At 41.2% G+C, this 17,335-nt stretch carries 14 protein-coding genes and 1 tRNA gene; 7 read left to right on the plus strand and 8 right to left on the minus strand.

From position 1 onward, the window contains the following. Positions 1-235 precede the first annotated feature (235 nt). From ACOI22_RS15050 to ACOI22_RS15060, 3 genes are all read left to right on the plus strand, one after another. Positions 236-3,157, plus strand: coding sequence for a TonB-dependent receptor (locus tag ACOI22_RS15050; RefSeq protein ID WP_420672942.1), 2,922 nt, complete (start codon positions 236-238; stop codon positions 3,155-3,157). Between the two features lie 71 nt (positions 3,158-3,228). After that, positions 3,229-4,896 carry a hypothetical protein gene (locus tag ACOI22_RS15055; RefSeq protein ID WP_420672943.1) on the plus strand — a complete coding sequence of 556 codons (1,668 nt, stop codon included), beginning with the start codon at positions 3,229-3,231 and terminating at the stop codon, positions 4,894-4,896. A 61-nt stretch (positions 4,897-4,957) separates the two neighbouring features. After that, positions 4,958-5,437: an NUDIX hydrolase gene (locus tag ACOI22_RS15060; RefSeq protein ID WP_420672992.1), complete on the plus strand. Its 480-nt coding sequence runs from the start codon at positions 4,958-4,960 to the stop codon at positions 5,435-5,437. Positions 5,438-5,617: 180 nt separating this feature from the next. Here ACOI22_RS15060 and ACOI22_RS15065 read toward each other — a convergent pair. Further along, positions 5,618-5,694 (minus strand) — tRNA-Arg (locus tag ACOI22_RS15065). A gap of 483 nt (positions 5,695-6,177) precedes the next feature. Between ACOI22_RS15065 and ACOI22_RS15070 the strand changes: the two genes are divergently transcribed. Together ACOI22_RS15070 and ACOI22_RS15075 are read left to right on the plus strand one after the other, a co-directional pair. Next, on the plus strand, positions 6,178-6,579 hold the full coding sequence (locus ACOI22_RS15070) for a c-type cytochrome (RefSeq protein ID WP_420672944.1): 402 nt from the start codon (positions 6,178-6,180) through the stop codon (positions 6,577-6,579). A gap of 44 nt (positions 6,580-6,623) precedes the next feature. Further along, a complete protein-coding gene (locus ACOI22_RS15075) occupies positions 6,624-9,209 on the plus strand; it encodes a diguanylate cyclase domain-containing protein (protein ID WP_420672945.1) in 2,586 nt (861 codons plus the stop codon). A gap of 2 nt (positions 9,210-9,211) precedes the next feature. Here ACOI22_RS15075 and rep read toward each other — a convergent pair whose 3' ends face one another. Continuing rightward, a complete protein-coding gene (gene rep / locus ACOI22_RS15080; protein ID WP_420672946.1) occupies positions 9,212-11,227 on the minus strand; it encodes a DNA helicase Rep in 2,016 nt (671 codons plus the stop codon). 188 nt (positions 11,228-11,415) lie between these two features. Between rep and ubiK the strand changes: the two genes are divergently transcribed. Continuing rightward, positions 11,416-11,664 (plus strand): ubiquinone biosynthesis accessory factor UbiK, encoded by a 249-nt coding sequence (gene ubiK / locus ACOI22_RS15085; protein ID WP_420672947.1) that lies wholly within the window; start codon positions 11,416-11,418, stop codon positions 11,662-11,664. Positions 11,665-11,675: 11 nt separating this feature from the next. Here ubiK and ubiA read toward each other — a convergent pair whose 3' ends face one another. After that, the gene (gene ubiA / locus ACOI22_RS15090) at positions 11,676-12,542 is read right to left on the minus strand and encodes a 4-hydroxybenzoate octaprenyltransferase (protein WP_420672948.1); all 867 of its coding nucleotides are present in this window, start codon (positions 12,540-12,542) and stop codon (positions 11,676-11,678) included. Between the two features lie 6 nt (positions 12,543-12,548). Continuing rightward, positions 12,549-13,040 (minus strand): chorismate--pyruvate lyase family protein, encoded by a 492-nt coding sequence (locus ACOI22_RS15095; protein ID WP_420672949.1) that lies wholly within the window; start codon positions 13,038-13,040, stop codon positions 12,549-12,551. A gap of 195 nt (positions 13,041-13,235) precedes the next feature. On the opposite strand from ACOI22_RS15095, the gene ACOI22_RS15100 reads away from it, so the two are divergent. Next, positions 13,236-13,679, plus strand: a complete 444-nt coding sequence (locus tag ACOI22_RS15100) for a flagellar basal body-associated protein FliL (protein WP_420672950.1) — start codon at positions 13,236-13,238, stop codon at positions 13,677-13,679. Here the strand turns inward: ACOI22_RS15100 and ACOI22_RS15105 are convergent. The 4 genes from ACOI22_RS15105 to ACOI22_RS15120 all read right to left on the minus strand — a co-directional run bounded on the left by ACOI22_RS15105 (position 13,676) and on the right by ACOI22_RS15120 (position 17,175). Further along, complete coding sequence (locus ACOI22_RS15105; RefSeq protein ID WP_420672951.1) at positions 13,676-14,542, minus strand: rhomboid family intramembrane serine protease; 867 nt, start codon at positions 14,540-14,542, stop codon at positions 13,676-13,678. The two genes, ACOI22_RS15100 and ACOI22_RS15105, sit on opposite strands and share 4 nt — an antisense overlap. Further along, the gene (gene glpE / locus ACOI22_RS15110; protein ID WP_420672952.1) at positions 14,542-14,862 is read right to left on the minus strand and encodes a thiosulfate sulfurtransferase GlpE; all 321 of its coding nucleotides are present in this window, start codon (positions 14,860-14,862) and stop codon (positions 14,542-14,544) included. Before glpE ends, ACOI22_RS15105 begins: the two co-directional genes overlap by 1 nt. 67 nt (positions 14,863-14,929) lie before the next feature. Beyond that, complete coding sequence (gene tdh / locus ACOI22_RS15115) at positions 14,930-15,955, minus strand: L-threonine 3-dehydrogenase (protein ID WP_420672993.1); 1,026 nt, start codon at positions 15,953-15,955, stop codon at positions 14,930-14,932. Between the two features lie 26 nt (positions 15,956-15,981). Next, the gene (locus ACOI22_RS15120; protein ID WP_420672953.1) at positions 15,982-17,175 is read right to left on the minus strand and encodes a glycine C-acetyltransferase; all 1,194 of its coding nucleotides are present in this window, start codon (positions 17,173-17,175) and stop codon (positions 15,982-15,984) included. Between the last annotated feature and the right edge of the window lie 160 nt (positions 17,176-17,335).

Genomic DNA, 17,335 nt, shown 5'->3' on the forward strand with positions numbered 1-17,335 from the left:
TATTTTTTACATAAATTTTAAAAATTGCCGGTTAGAGTTACACTTTTTTAACAAAAGTAGTTGATAAAGACCAATTTTTCATCTAAATTCACAAAAACCAACTATAAAAGCGTATTTTTTTTAACTTTTAATTGTAACCGGTTACAAAAGTTGCTTACTATGAAGTAAATTGAACATATGTTAGATTTTGAAAACAGCAGGGTAGAATAATAATATGAAACTAAAAAAATCGATTTTGGCTACCAGCATAGCGCTTGGATTTATAAGTACAGGTCATGCTCAAGAAGTCACAGAAGATACAAAGGCCGACGTAGAAGTTATTTCAGTAAAGGGAGTTAGAGGCTCTAGCATTCGTTCTATTTATAATAAAAGAAACGCGGCATCAGTTATAGAGTCCATTTCAGCTGAAGACATCGGCAAACTCCCTGATATAACAATCGCTGATTCACTTCAGCGTGTAACCGGTGTCCAAATATCTCGTTCTGCTGGTGAAGGCGCCCAAGTAAATGTCCGTGGTTTATCTCAAGTTACCACCCTCTTAAATGGTGAACAATTCATTAGCGCTGGTTCAATTACTGGCCTACAACCGGATTATGGTGATGTACCCGCTGAATTATTGGGTGGCGTAGAGGTCTATAAATCCGCCGAATCAAAATTAATGTCTTCTGGAATCTCAGGTACCATAAATTTAAAGAGTCGTCGGCCCCTTGATCTTGAAGACGATGGGTTTACTGTCTTAGCTTCTGGAGAAGTCTCTAATGGAAACTACACCGAAGAAGATGGACAAAAAGCGGTTTTGTTCACTGGTTATAAAGGTGACGACTTTGGTGTAATAATCACTGCAACTCATTCAGATGCAACTTTAGCAAATTTCAGATACGGCATGATGAGTGATTATGTTTATAGAAGCTTTAGAGAAGATCTGGACGGCGACGGCGAAATAGACGCATTTTTAGGTAATATTGATTATGGAATTACTAACAAAAAAGCAATGCGGGAACGAACTGGTGCGTCATTGTCATTCCAATACAATATTAGCGACGACCTTGAGTTTGTAGGTGATGTATTTTATACAGAGATGGAAAACAACGACTTGCTGAATGGTTTAGTCGTCGACAATGCGTGGTCTAAGTGGAGTAACTTTATCCAACCAATTGACTTAACTAGTCGTGGCAACGAAGGAAACGTTGATGAAGGATACGAAGGAGAACAATACTTCACTACAAACTATTTTAATGTTCATGCACCTCGCGTAATGTCAAAAGGAGAAGCTGTATCTAGTGAACGTGACTCTTTAAACGCAAACATACAATTTAACTTTATGTTGGGTGACCAATTTAGTGGTGCATTACGTTTTATACATGGCGAAGCTTATAGCCATACAACAAACAACTATGCCGATGCGTTTGTTACATCTGGCGCGCAACAAAATCTTTACAGTAAAGTTGATGGCGTGCAAGAAGTCGTAAATCCTGGAGGTTGGGGCCCGGAAGATATAGTTGTTGAAGTCGACATGCGTGGACAACACCCAACTATGGTATTCCCAGAAGGTTTTGGCAATGACTTGAGTCAATACGCTCTAGTGTCAACTTTTTCAGAACGAAATAGTGAAAATGAAGCCAAACTTGACGCTCTTCGATTCGATGGTAAATACGAATTTGAAGACTCATATGGATTCATCGATACTTTAGAGCTGGAATTTGGAGCTCGTTATGCCAAACGAGAAGTTGAATCACTCGCATATGATTTGGCAGCGCCTTTCACTCGTAAACTAAATGATAATAGTGGTGAGATCGTAACCGCTTACGCAAAATGGAAAGATGCTGGCCTATCAATTGATGGAGGTTCAGGTGACACCATTGGTCGTTATGTAGGGTATGAAGAGTTAGACTCTTTAGGGTACATAACTCAAGTTTCAGATTTCGGCCCTGCGTCAGACGGAAGTACCTTCTATTTTATTGATCCTCAAACCATGGCTAACGCCATGGAATTCCAAAACGCAATCTACGATGGAAATGTAAGAGCTCCTAGGTGGTTTAGCTCATATAAAGTTGCAGAAACAAGCTCAACTTTCTACCTACAAACTAACTTTACTGGAGAAATAGGGTTACCATTTAGAGCAAACATTGGTGTTCAAGGTGTAGGTAGTGAAATTGATGTCACGAACTATGCAGGGGGAAATAGTGGTAATTCATATTTAGTCGTCGATGATATCAGATACAACTCCATAGCAGGAACACCAGGGCCTAGAACAGGCACGATTGTCACAACTAAACGAACAATGGACTTCCTACCAAGAGCGAACTTTACTTTTGATTTAAGTGACGACTTTGTTATGAGATTATCATACACCGAAAACCTAACACAACTTGATGCCAGTCGACTTGGACAAGGTGAAGAAGTAACAATGACCGCTTATGGAACTGAAGAGTTGCAAGGTGTTTTTCAGGCTCAGAGATTAACTCGCAACGGCTCTCCATTATTAGAACCATGGAAGTCAAAGAACTTAGATTTAAGCTTCGAATGGTACTTTAACGACGAAGGTATAATGAGTTTAGGCTTATACAAATTAGACATCGAAAGCTTCCCCACTACAGTAAACACGGAAGTTGAGGGTGTTGCGGATTCAGATGGTGTAATTCGTAACAACGGTATACCGGCAAACTATTGGGTTAATGGCGACGGTGCTGGCTTACAAGGGGTTGAAATTGGCTATAATCAAGCTTTCGACTTCTTACCCGGTGCGTGGAGTGGCTTAGGGTCAACGGTTAACTATACGTGGGCAGATGGCGAAGGAGGCTCAAGAGATTATTACGGTAAAGAACTGATCATGCCAGGTATATCTGAACACCAGTTTAACGCAATTCTGTGGTATCAATATGGCGATTTACAAGCTCGTATAGCATACAACTACCGTAGTGAACGATTCAACGGTACGATAGGAGCAGATGGTCACAACCTTGCTTACATGACAAGCCCTACAAAGTTCGTCGACATCTCGGTTAATTATCAGTTGACTGAAAATATCGAGCTTTACGCTCAAGGTCAAAATGTCACTGAGGAGTACGAAAGTACCTATATGCAATGGGCGGACGTGACAACTAACCAAAATGTATTTGAATCAAGATACACACTTGGTATCCGTGCACGCTTTTAATAGCAGCACTAAATAAAACTTAAGTGGCCCGGTCAAGTCCGGGCCTTTTTTCATCAAGATACGTAACTATTATGAAATATTATTTAACACTAATTGCCCTTTTAGTCGGATGCGGTGCCAACGAAGATTTAAAACCTGCAGATGTACAATTGTTAATGAGTAACGAAAGTATAAGCCAATACAAGCCATTGGAATTAAGCACAGAATTTAAAGCGAGCTGGAAAGACCCATACAATTCCAACGACGTAATGACTGACTTAAAAATAAAAACTCCAAGTGGTAAGTCTTTATTACTACCTGGGTACTTCCAATCTGGAACGCCAGGCGAAGCGTCTATATGGTCATTTAAACTAGCACCAAAAGAAATTGGAACATATACAGTTTCATCTATTGCCTATGATAATGGAAAATTAATCGGAGAATCTCAACCAACAACTTTTGTTTCTACAGCGTCTCAATCACAAGGCTTCATTGAGTCTAATAACATCTGGTCTTTTAAATACAGTAATGGTGAAGTGTTTAGAGGGATAGGTGAAAACTTTGGCTGGGAAGCTCGTGACCAAGACGATTCAAAATATTTCAAAGATCTTCATGAAGATAAACGGTTTAACTACGACACAATGTTACAAAAGTTAAGCGCGAACGGAGCGAATATATTCCGGACATGGATGATTTATTGGAATTTACCAATCGATTGGAATACGGTGAAAAATTCGGCTCGATATTCCGACAACAAAAAACGATTTAATGACAGTGCCGTTACTCGAATGAACGAGCTAGTAAGCCTTACTGAACAATATAATATCAAAATGATATTGTCATTAGACAGTCACGCTGGTTTTGATGATTTCGCCTGGCCTTTTAACTCGTACAATAAAACGACCAATGGACCAGCTAAAGATCAAACCGACTTTTTTGTAAACCCTGAAGCAAAGCAACGTTATAAAGACAAACTTAGATTCATGGTTGCCAACTGGAGCTATAGCACAGGTATAGCTGCTTGGGAATTTTTCAACGAAGTGGACAATGTAATGTACAACGGCTACGACAGAAAAATAGATGACGATATTGTTGTAAACTGGCATGCCGAAATGAGCGAGTACTTATCTAAAATTGATGCACATGGTCACTTAATTACGACCAGTATTTCACATAGGGATATTGAAGGATTGTTTGATTTGGAACACATAGATCTTAACCAATCCCACTTGTACAAAGTAACCGACCGAATTCCAGAAATCATCAACAAATTTGTCTCAAACCATAACAAACCATATTTCGCCGGAGAATTTAGTGCAGAGTGGGACTGGAGTAAAAACTTCGATGAATTCAAAGGTAAAATGATTTCCGATTTCAAGCGGGGCTTGTGGTACGGTCTATTCTCCCCTACCCCTGTTATGCCATTAAGTTGGTGGTGGGAATATTTTGACGAGCATGGGACTGACACTTACTTTGCGAATGTACAAAAGATCAATCGTTTGATGTTAGAAGATGGCAGTCTAGCTAAAATCGAGTGGGCCCCTAACAGTAATGGGCTCTCAGAATTTGCAGTTCAAACGAAATCAAAAGTTTTTGTGTATGTGGTTAATACAACTGAAACCATTTTGTCTTGGAGCAATCTTTCTCAATTAAAGCTTTCGTCAGTGTATAACTGTGACACAGGCAAAATTGAAGTAGGCCATAATCAAAGCCTGAAGCTAAGCTCTGGTGAAAACTTCGTGCTAATTTTCGAGAAGTAATTCAATGTTTAAGTATTGCCCCAATTGCGCAAGTGCTGGGATTGATTCGAACGATAACCATATGTGGCTCTGCAAAAATTGTGGTTTTGAATACTTTCATAACGTGGCCGCTTCTGTCGCGGCCATCATTATTTCAGACAAAGAGGTTCTGTTTACTGTAAGAGAAAAACCTCCCATGAGAGATTATCTAGATCTTCCAGGTGGGTTTGTTGATCCCAAGGAATCTCTGGAAGATGCACTAAGCAGAGAAGTAAAAGAGGAGCTTGGATTGGAACTAACCAACTGGCAATTTTTTACGTCTTTCCCTAATACCTATCAATATAAAGACGTTACGTACAAAACCTGTGACTCTTTCTTCATTTGTCGGCTAAAGGATAAACCTGAGTTAACCATTGAGGTAAGTGAAATCCAGTCTTATGAGTGGATGGCACTCAATAAAGTGAACTTCGACCAAATTGGATTTTCATCGGTTAGACACGTTATTAAGCACTTAATAAGAGAATCAGCATATTCTTTGAGCCTGATAACCAATACCGCATGACGCCGTTGTGTGATGTATTGTCTGCGTTTCCTGTTATGTCGAAGGTAGAATTCCAAAGAGCTTCCCGTGCTATGTTGCAGAGGCTATTTTTAACGGGCTGAGGAAACAAGCAACTAAAAAGCTATACATAGATAAAGGCTAGAGTATTAGTTGAAAAAATAACAAGTGAAACCAACAAAATGGCGCTCCCGACGCGATTCGAACGCGTGACCTTCGGCTTCGGAGGCCGACACTCTATCCAGCTGAGCTACGGGAGCATTTTTGAGAATGCGGATGGTATCACAAAATTTATAAACGATGCTACGCGCTTCAACATTCAAGCACTAATCAAATAAAAATTAATTATTTGATACTTTACCTTAATACTTTCGTATAGTTTTATGACATAGTAAGCATACCTAACGATAAATTTACATAACTAAAATATAACGTTCTTTCGTTATTCTACGTGCATATTTTGGCATTAGTCATGCATTACTATTTTAGTATTATCAAAATGTGCCGTTATATTGTCAGTATATAAAAGTAGCTTTTTTATAGAATTTACAGTAAGCCTTTGTAAATATTAAAAATTAGTAAAAAAGTGTAATCACTAAATAACTGATGAAACCTAAAATGTAAACTTGCAGCTGCGCTTAAATACTTGAAAATATAGGTTTAAGCGTAAGTAGGAGTTGTTAAGCTATTTTATGTGGTTATAATCACACCAGTTTAACACCTTTAATTAGCAGGAGAATGTTGTGAAGGTAAAGGCATTTTTAGCAGTATTAGCTGCAAGTTGTTGTTTTATAGCGGGAAGTTTCGCTCAAGAGTCTAACGACGAATTAATTGAAAGAATCAAACCTGTTGGCTCGGTAAATGTTGCAGGCGCAGCACCCGCTGGCGCTGTTGCATCTGGTCCACGTACAGGTAAAGAAATATACGATGGCGCATGTACTGCGTGCCATGGTGTTGGTGTGCTTGGTGCGCCAAAGTTACAAAATGCCGCTGATTGGCAGCCTCGCTTAGATGAAAAAGGTTTCGATCAAGTGTGGAAAAATGCAATTAGTGGCATAAACGCGATGCCGGCTATGGGTACATGCGGCGACTGTACCGAAGACGACATTAAAGCTGCTATTGAATATATGATAGAGGGTATTTAAACCCTAATTCTCCTCTGTCATCTTAAAATGGAACTGAGTTTTCTATGGCAAAAGATGATTTAATTGGTGAACTATCAGAATCTGAACTGAGGGCGCTTGTCCCTCGGCTTCAGCATCTCACTGATCGCTATAAACGCTCAGAGCAAATCCAAAAAGCCCTCTATCATATTAGCGAACTGTCTAGTTCTGTTAATAATTACGAAAACTTATTTTCTGAAATCCACAACATTGTTGACGGCTTCATGCCCGCTGACAACTTTTTCGTTGCTTTTTACGAGCAGCAAGATGATAAAATTCAATTTGCTTATTTTGTTGATGAACAAGATCAAGAAACCGTGCAAAGCTTGTCATATGAACAAATTAAGCACGGCATGACGGCGCATATTTTGCGCTCGGGTGAAAACTTAATTGCCACGAAAGAAAATTTTGACGAATTGAAGGAAAAACACGGCTTTAAAATTATAGGCTCTTTGCCAGTAGATTTTATGGGCGTTCCAATTCTGCGTGACAACAAAGTTATTGGCGCTATGGTAGTGCAAAGTTATACCGATAGTATTCGTTACGACGCCGACGACCTTGAAATTTTGGTATTTATATCACAACATATTGTTACCGCCCGTGACCGCGTTATTCAACGTGATCTTACCGAAGCACTCATTGCCGATCGCACAGCAAAACTTGTTGAAGCCAACAAAACGCTAGAAGAGCAAATTAATGAACGTAAGCGCATGGAAGGTTTGCAAAAAGCCTTATTCGAAATCTCAGAGCTATCTACAAATGTAGAAACTGACATGCTGGCGTTTTATGCGCAAATACACGACATTCTAAAGCCCTTAATTGAAGCGAAAAACTGCTATATAGCTTTGCTTGATAAAGAAAACGAAAATTTATCATTTCCCTATTTTGTGGGAAGAAATGAAGACTCCCATGAAACACGCAAACTTACACGTGGTTTATCAGAGTACGTAATTCGTGCGGGTGAAGCTCAATTAATTGATAAAGATAAAATTAACATTCTAATAGAACAAGGGGAAATTGGCCGCGAGTTTGCGTCTAGAATGATAGACAAGGGCAATTCTTGGATGGGCGCACCACTTATTGTAGATAGAAAAGTTAAAGGTATTATGGCAGTGCAAACTTACGGTGAAGGAAGTGACTACACCGAAGATGATTTAAACCTGCTTCGCTTTGTATCACGCCATATTGCTACGGCCATTCAAAGGCGTGATAGCGCGAGCAAGCTTGTTAAATACAATCAACAACTCACTGAGAAAGTACAAGAGCGTACCGCTGAATTAAATAAGTCGAATTTGTCTTTAAAACGCCAAATTGAACAGCGTAAAGAAATTGAATTAAAGCTTATTTATGATGCGCATCATGATGGCTTAACCAACTTACCCAATCGCGTTATGTTTAATACTCGCCTTGAATTAGCCATTGCTAGTAAGAAACGCTATACCGAACATAACTTTGCACTTTTATTTATTGATTTAGATAGATTTAAAACCATCAATGACACCTTAGGCCATCATTCGGGCGACTTATTTTTAATTGAAGTGGCAAACCGAATAACCGCCTGTAAACGCAGCCATGATTTATTAGCCCGTTTAGGTGGTGATGAATTTGTGGTACTACTTGATAATTTTCAAAGTTTAGATGACGCCGAAACCATTGCTCGCCGTATTGTTGAATCTATTAGCATGCCGTTTCAAGTTGAAGATCACGAAGTGTTTTCAGGAGCAAGTGTTGGCATTGCCAATATCGATGAAAGCTACAACAATGCTGATGAAGTATTACGCGATGCTGACGCAGCCATGTATCAGGCTAAAAGCTTGGGCAGAAACAGATATGTGATGTTTGACGTGTCAATGCGCCATCATTTAATCAATAAGATAAACGATGAACACACTTTCAGAAAAGCGTACAAAGCAGGTGAGTTTCAATATTCGCTTACCCCTGTTGTAAGCCTGGTAGACCAAAGTTGTTTGTATAGCGAATGCCAAGTGCACTGGCCATCTAATGAAGATGGATTTGTACCTGCGACCTTCTGGGGCCTTGCGGATAAAAGCGGTCTCAACTTTGCGATTAATGCTGATTTATTAAAAACCACCTTTAATGTTCTGGAAAATTGGCAGCTTACGCAAGAACACAAGAACAATAAAATTGGCGTAAGCGTTTGCATAGAATATCTGCTGCACAAAGATTCTTTCGCAGAGCTTGTTAAGAATATTGAAGCTAATCCATGGGTGAGCGAACGTTTAATTCTGTTGGTTTCAGAGCGCGATTTAATTCGCTTTGCAAAATATATCAGCACTATCTTACTTCCCCTGAAAAAGCTTGGTATAACGCTAGTGTTAAACAATTTTGCTAGCCAATCAGCATCTCTTAATCACTTGTTTAATTATGATTTTGACTACATCCGTTTAGACGCACAACTGATAAATAAATTCAGTCTGTCAGATAGGTCTTATCTTCTTGCTAAATCTATAATAAACATAGCTAACGATATAGGAGTAGGTGTAATTGCCCATGATGTTCAAGATGAAAAGATCGTTGAGGGCTTAACTGAAATTGGTTGTCATTTTGCGCAAGGGCACTACGTTAATACGAAAAAGGCGCTAATAGCATAGCGCTATTTGTCCCCTAAAATTCCCATTAAACCGGCAATGCCCTTTGCGGCCTTTTCCTTTCGCTGCTCGCTGGTATCAGGCTTTTTCTGCCATTCCCATTCAAGATCATCTTGCGGTAGTTCGTACAGAAAACGCGAAGGCGTAGGCTCAATAAGTTCACCATACTGCCTGCGTTCACGCGCTATGGTGAAATACAGCTGTGTTTGCGCGCGCGTAATGCCTACATAGGCTAATCGACGCTCTTCTTCTATGTTGTCTTCATCAATGCTACTTTGATGCGGCAATAAGCCCTCTTCCATTCCCACCATAAATACATAAGGGAACTCCAAGCCTTTAGAAGCATGCAGTGTCATTAATTGTACTTGGTCTGCCTCGCTATCGTCTTCTCCGCGCTCCATCATGTCACGCAAGGTTAAGCGCTGTATGACCTCTGGCAAGGTCATAGGTGGGTTAAGCGCATCCCCTTTTAGCAAATCTTGCACCCAGCCAAACAGAGTCGACACATTGCTCATGGCAATTTCAGCCGCTTTAGGGCTAGCCAAGCTAGCGTACAGATGCTCTTCGTATTGCAATGACTTTAAAAAGTCGCGAAGCACAGCTTGCGTATCGCCGCGCTTTGAATTGTCATCCGTCATCACAATTAAACGAGTGAATTCCTCTACAGTATCGCCAGCCTTCGTCCCCAGTACCGCGGAAATTTGTGGATGACACATGGCTTCGAAAAATCCCACGCCGTTGTGATTGGCAAACTCACCAATTTTGGCCAAGGTGGCTCTTCCTATTCCTCGGCTTGGTGTATTAATGATACGCAATAATGCATTGTCATCGTTTTGATTCGTTACTACACGCAGGTACGCCATAATATCTTTTATTTCAGCGCGTCCGAAAAACGAAGTACCGCCACTAATTTTATATGGAATACGGTTCTTCATTAGCATTTTCTCAAAAATACGAGACTGATGATTCCCGCGATACAAAATGGCGTAATCTTTATAAGCCGTATCGTTCATGAAACGATGTGCCATCAACTCGGCAATCACCTTGTCAGCCTCGTTATCTTCATCTTTTGCTACCAGCACTTTCAGCTTGTCACCTTGCCCTAGCTCTGAGAATAAACGCTTATCAAAAAGATGCGGGTTGTTCTCTATAAGAATGTTGGCGCTGTGCAAAATTCGCTGACAAGAACGATAGTTCTGCTCAAGTTTTACGAGCTTCAATGACGGATAATGCTCTTTCAGTAAGTTTAAGTTTTTAGGCTGTGCGCCGCGCCACGAATATATAGATTGGTCATCATCACCTACCACGGTGAAACGTGCTCGCTCCCCCACCAGCAGGCGAACCAGTTGATACTGGCTAGTATTGGTATCTTGATACTCATCTACCAGCAAATAACGAATAGCCATTTGCCACTTTTCTCGAATAGCTTCGTAGTTTTGCAACAATAAGGTGGGTAATAAGATTAGATCATCAAAATCAAGGGCATTGTAGGCCTTCATGTGCCGCGCATACTGCTCGTAATATTTAGCATGCTCAGCTTCAATGCCTGAAGTGTACATTTTTACGGCGGCCTCAGGCATAAGCAGTTCGTTTTTCCAATTTGAAATACTGCGCACTAAGTGGCTAAGGGCGTCTTTGTCACCATCATAGTCTTCGTTGCTTAAATCATTCAGTAAAGCGTAGGTGTCTTTGTCATCAAATAGTGAAAAGCCAGCTTTATAGCCTAGTGTAGTCACATGCTTTTTAATGATGTTTAGGCCAAGGGTGTGAAAGGTTGATACCTTTAAGCCGCGAGAATTTTTTTTGCCCAAAGTTTCCGCTACGCGCTCTTTCATTTCACGAGCCGCTTTATTAGTAAACGTTACCGCGGCAATTTGGCTAGGCTTGTAACCACATACATTAACTAAGTACGCAATTTTGTTGGTAATTACGCGGGTTTTACCACTGCCAGCACCCGCTAGTACTAAACAAGGTCCACTTATATATTCAACAGCCATTTGCTGCCCAGGATTCATGCGCATAATGTAAAGTAATCAGTTAAAGCCGCGTATGCCGCACATAGGTGTGATGCGCGTTACGCCAGCGTGTAAATAGGGAAATACGAATTAAGCGCTAAATTATAGCAAATCAAGCGTAATAGTGACTGTTTTCTTTTTCACTTAAGGCTACAATGAACAAAGTATATCTACAAAATTTCAAGGAAATAACCATGCTGGACCCTAAGAAGCTTGAAGAAATTGCAAAAAATATTTCAAATGCCATCCCGCCTGGCGTTAAGTCAATGGCTGACGAAGCAGAAGGTAAAATCAAACAAGTGTTGCAAGCACAGCTTACGAAACTAGATTTTGTTAGCCGCGAAGAGTTTGATGTGCAAAGCCAAGTGCTTATTCGCACACGCGAAAAACTAGAAGCCTTAGAAACACGCTTAGCTGCACTAGAGGAAGCAGAAAGTAAGTAATTACTTTTAGCTTATAAAATGAGCCCTGCTAGTATGGCAATAGCCAGGGCCATGCCTACCCAGTTATTATGTAAAAAGGCCTTGAAGCAATTCTGCTCTTCCCGGTGTTTACATAAGTGATATTGGTAAGCGAATAATACAACTGACACTAAAAGCCCTATGTAAGCTATTGCATGTAAATGCTGAATATAAAATACCCAAGCAAGTAAGCCTAGCGTTGCTCCCTGCAGCAGTACAATGGCTAGAAGATCAAACTTTCCGAACAAGATAGCGGTTGATTTAATACCCACTTTTACATCATGGCGCCTATCAACCATTGCGTATTGTGTGTCGTAAGCGACCGTCCACAGAAGATTTGCAAAATATACCGCCCACATCCATGCAGGTAGTGTTTCCGTTACGGCCATGAATGCCATAGGAATAGACCACGCAAAGGCTGCCCCAAGTACTAGTTGGGGTAAATGCGTGTAGCGCTTCATAAACGGATAGGCGCTGGCCAATAGCAGTGCCACTACCGAAAGCGCAATAGTTTGCCAATTTAGAAACAGCACTAATATAAAAGCGCTTAGCACCAATAAAGCAAATAATTGCTTAGCTTCGCGTTCTGTCACTTTACCTGCGGGCAGCGGGCGGTCTTTTGTGCGTTCAACCGAACCATCTACCTTGCGATCAGCATAGTCATTGATTACGCAGCCCGCACTTCGCATAACAAATACGCCAAGTGTAAAAATAAGTAATATGCCCCAACTAGGTATACCACCGGCTGCTAGGAATAAGCCCCATAAGGTAGGCCATAGCAATAAGTACGAGCCTATAGGTTTGTTTGCTCGCATTAAAAGCCAGTATTGGTTTATATTTGACGCGCGTAGGGCAATCATGGGCGTTTACTCATAGCAAGGCGCATTGGGAAGAAATGCCTCAGCCACAATAAGCTCGTATTGTTCAATCATGAACTTCGAGCGCCTTGCCCAGCAAGTTTCGTTGGTACCAAAAGCTTTACCGCTTAATGGATGATATTTTAGCGTGCCTATTTCAAAGCCACTTCGAACAAAACTTGGGTCGTTAAAAATTCGCTGGCCTAGGGGCTGAGTGCCTAAGTTAGCCCATTTTGAATTACACAATGCACTAGGGATTATACTTCGAGCAAACACCCAATCTTTGTGGTCACCTTGTAAAAGCACTTCGCGAATTTGCCACAATTGCTGCTCATTGTTAAGCAATAAGCGCTTTTCAGATGCTGCCATAGGCATTTCACGTTGGCCAAGTAATTCAAGTGAAAAGTGAGAAGTAAGCGCTTGCAAACGCTCGGTAAGTGACCCTGTATTTAATAGCCATTCACGTAATTGCGGGCGCAAGTTAAGTTCAGGCGTAGGCACCTGCCACTCCACTGGCATAGTAAAAGGAAAGCTTTTTTGTTCAATCAACACTGCAGATTTTATTATATTGGCCGATATCTTAAGTCTAGCATATTTGTTTTATTTTCCACATGTCTTATCACATGGGTTTGTTCTGTCTGCGTGTTGCCATAGGGAAATAGCAAATCAAATTTATTCACCATATGGTTATATACTATGTTGCTTACAAAACGCTGTAAATTGCTACTACTTTCAAGCCTATTTATGTTACTTGCGCCTTTGAGTAACGCTTTTGCTCAAGAAGAAGGCGAAGGAGAAGATACTGGGCCGCAATATGCATATATTGCGCTTGACCCTGACATTGTGACTAACTATGCGGGAGATAACTCCAAGAAGTTGGGTTATTTACGCATTACCATTGAGCTAATGCTAGAAAACCCTGCGCACATAGCCGACATCGAACATCATATGCCCTTATTACGAGCTACTGCTATTGAAGTGATTGGTGGGCAAAATGAGCAAAAGGTTAAATCGTTAACCGGCCGTGAAGATATGCGCAGAAGTATTTTAAAAAGCTTCCGCGATATTTTAGTAAAAGAAACCGGCAATGAGATTGTTCGCGACATTATATTTACTAAATATTTGCGCCAAGGGGGCTAAGCCCCTTTATTCGCTTTGCGCTTAGCCGGCAAAAACTGATGCATGGCAAGCGCCATTAGTATGCCTGACACCAAACCCAGGGTATGCCCCGCGTTACTAATATTAGGGCCAAGTAAACCGCTAAAACCAAGAGCCAAGCTAATTAAAAACATTATTACAATGCTTTTTGGCAGCACCAATCCCCATTGTGGGCGCACTATCCCAATCCACCATAAAAATCCAAATACAGCGAATAGAATCCCCGATAAACCTAAAAAATTAGGCCCCCACATAGCCGTGTAAATAATATTAGTAAAAATTGATGAGAACAAAAACAGCACAATCGTCACGGTGGAACCAAAATAGCGTTCCATCATACCAGCAAAAAACCACCAACCTGCCATGTTGAACAGTAAGTGCATTGCATTTGCATGCATTAAATTAGGACCTATAACACGCCACCACTGGTGAGTTTCAAGTAGTTCTGGCAATTGTCTCATTTTCAAGCCGTTGTATATAATGTCGGCAAATCCTACCTGCATTAACAAATACAAAGCTATACACAACAATGTGGTAAGTGCGGTAAACCATTGATTTCGCCATTGAGCCAAATTTTCAACCACAAAGCCTTTAAACAATGGCGCGTTGTGCTCAGATATTGCTCCTGACTCCCAAGCAGCTGCTTGAAACTTTTCAGCTTGGGGTTGGTTCAAAAACTCTTTTGCATAAGCGATAGCCGCTTCTATGTCTTTTTCGTTTTCAACTCGCAAATCAAAGCCGTCTTCGGTTTCATTTACCAAAGACTCAATGCCTTGGGTTTTATAATAAGCTTGTAGTAAAAGAGCGGGTTGCTGCGAAGAAAAACGTAAAATACTGGTGGGCATTAGCTACCTGACTCAATATCAAAGTTTGGACGCCATGCTTCAAATCCGCCATCCATGCTATACACTTCTTCAAAACCTTGGTGAATTAGGTATTGAGCGGCTTGTTGGCTGCTAATACCGTGGTAACAACATACCACCACTGGCGTTTCAAATTCATTTTCTTGCATGAATTGGGTTATGCTGCCATTACTTAAGTGAAATGCCCCTGGAATGCGTCCGGCTTCAAATGATTGTTCATCTCTAATATCAACCACCTTTATTTCGCCTTTATCTAAGCGCTCTTTGGTTTGATTGGGAGAAATGTGAGCAAACTGTTCCATGAAAGTCCTTAAAGAATATTGAATGAGTAACAATAAGGTTAAAGCAGCATTTTACAAGCTTTTTCTCTTAAGACCAATCAAGCAATACTTTGCCCGATTGCCCCGAACCCATAATTTCAAAGCCTTTAGCAAAGTCATCCACATGCATATTGTGGGTAATAATAGGGCTCAAATCTAAACCGCTTTGCAATAGGCTAACCATCTTATACCAGGTTTCGAACATCTCACGCCCATAAATCCCTTTTATGGTTAAACCTTTAAAGATTACCTGATTCCAATCGGTAGCAATGCCTTTTGGTGGAATACCTAGCATGGCAACTTTGCCCCCGTGGTTCATTTTTGCCAGCATATCGTTAAACGCCGCTGGAACCCCGGACATTTCAAGCCCTACATCGAACCCCTCGCTCATGCCCAGTTCAGTCATTACGTCGCTTAATGATTCACTTGCCACGTTCACCGCACAAGTAACACCCATTTTGCGCGCTAATTCTAAGCGATACTCGTTTATATCGGTAATTACCACATAGCGTGCACCCACGTGCTTGGCAACCGCGGCAGCCATAATGCCTATAGGGCCGGCACCAGTAATAAGTACATCCTCGCCCACCAAGTCAAACGACAGCGCGGTATGCACTGCATTGCCGAAAGGGTCAAATATGGCGGCCATGTCATCACTAATATTTGATGGTATTTTAAAGGCATTAAACGCGGGGATCACAAGGTATTCGGCGAATGCACCTTGGCGATTTACGCCAACGCCAATAGTGTTACGGCAAAGGTGAATGCGTCCAGCTCGGCAATTTCGGCAATAACCACAGGTAATATGGCCTTCACCCGACACTCTATCCCCTATAGCAAACCCTTTTACTTCGCTGCCTATCTCAACCACTTCACCCACATATTCATGGCCCACTACCATTGGTACAGGAATGGTATTTTGCGACCATTCATCCCAATTAAATATGTGCATGTCGGTACCGCAAATTGCGGTTTTTCGAATCTTAATGCGAATGTCATTGTGGCCTATTTCTGGAATAGGGCTATCAATCATCCACATACCGGGCTTAGCGTGTACTTTTGCCAATGATTTCATACTGGCTTTACTTTCATTGCCCATAATTAAATCACTCCCAATTCTTTACCCACTTCAATGAAGGCATCAACGGCTTGGTCTATTTGCTCAATGCTATGAGCAGCTGACATTTGCGTACGAATTCTAGCCTGGCCTTTAGGTACCACTGGGAACGAAAAACCCACTACATAAATATTGCGTTCAAGCATTTTCTCAGCCATTAAGCTGGCAAGTTTTGCGTCGCCTAACATAACAGGAATAATAGGGTGATCTTGCCCTGACAGGGTAAAACCTGCTTGCTCCATACGCGCCCTGAAATGCTTTGCATTGCGTTGTAGCTGCTTACGCAGGCCGTTGCCCTGCTCCATCATCTCAAATACTTTTAAAGATGCAGCTACAATAGGTGGAGCAACTGAGTTAGAAAACAAATATGGACGCGAACGCTGGCGCAGCCATTCCACCACTTCTTTTTTACCTGAAGTGAAGCCGCCCGATGCACCGCCAAGCGCTTTACCTAAGGTGCCTGTAATAATATCAACTCGCCCCATTACTTCGCAGTATTCGTGGCTGCCTTTACCGTTTTCGCCCACAAAACCAGTGGCGTGGCAATCATCTACCATTACCATTGCATTGTATTTATCAGCTAGGTCACACACACCTTTTAAGTTGGCAATTACACCATCCATTGAGAATACGCCGTCGGTAGCAATCAGCTTAAAACGCACGCCATCAGCGTCTGCTTGCTTTAATTGTGCTTCTAGTGCGTCCATATCGTTGCTTTGGTAACGATAACGCTTAGCTTTTGACAGCCTAACGCCATCTATAATACTGGCATGGTTAAGAGAATCAGAAATGATGGCGTCTTCAGCGCTTAAAATAGTTTCGAACAAACCACCATTAGCATCAAAGCATGACGGATATAGTATGGTGTCTTGCATGCCTAAAAATTCGCTGATCTTGCTTTCAAGCTGCTTGTGAATATCTTGAGTACCGCAAATAAAGCGTACGCTGGCTACCCCAAATCCATGGCTATCAAGCCCAAGCTTAGCAGCTTGTATAAGTTCAGGGTTGTTGGCTAAGCCTAGGTAATTATTTGCGCAGAAGTTAACAACGTGCTGGCCATTTGCAATGTCTACGTCAGCATATTGTTGTGAGGTAATAACTCGTTCATTTTTGTATAAACCGAGTGCTTTTGTTTCGTCTATTTGACCGCGTAGATGTTCAATAAAACCTTGTGACATTATGACCAACCTTATTAATTAAACCGCATCAATTCTATACGAATTAGCATAGGACGCGCATTCTAAATATCAATAAGATTGTAATAAGTTTAGCCTGTAAACGAGCAAAAGCGGTGTTTGCTTAAAGCTTTAACCTACAGGCTATTGTTATGCTGGAATA

The organism is Glaciecola sp. 2405UD65-10 (assembly GCF_048820975.1).
Taxonomy (GTDB): domain Bacteria; phylum Pseudomonadota; class Gammaproteobacteria; order Enterobacterales; family Alteromonadaceae; genus Glaciecola.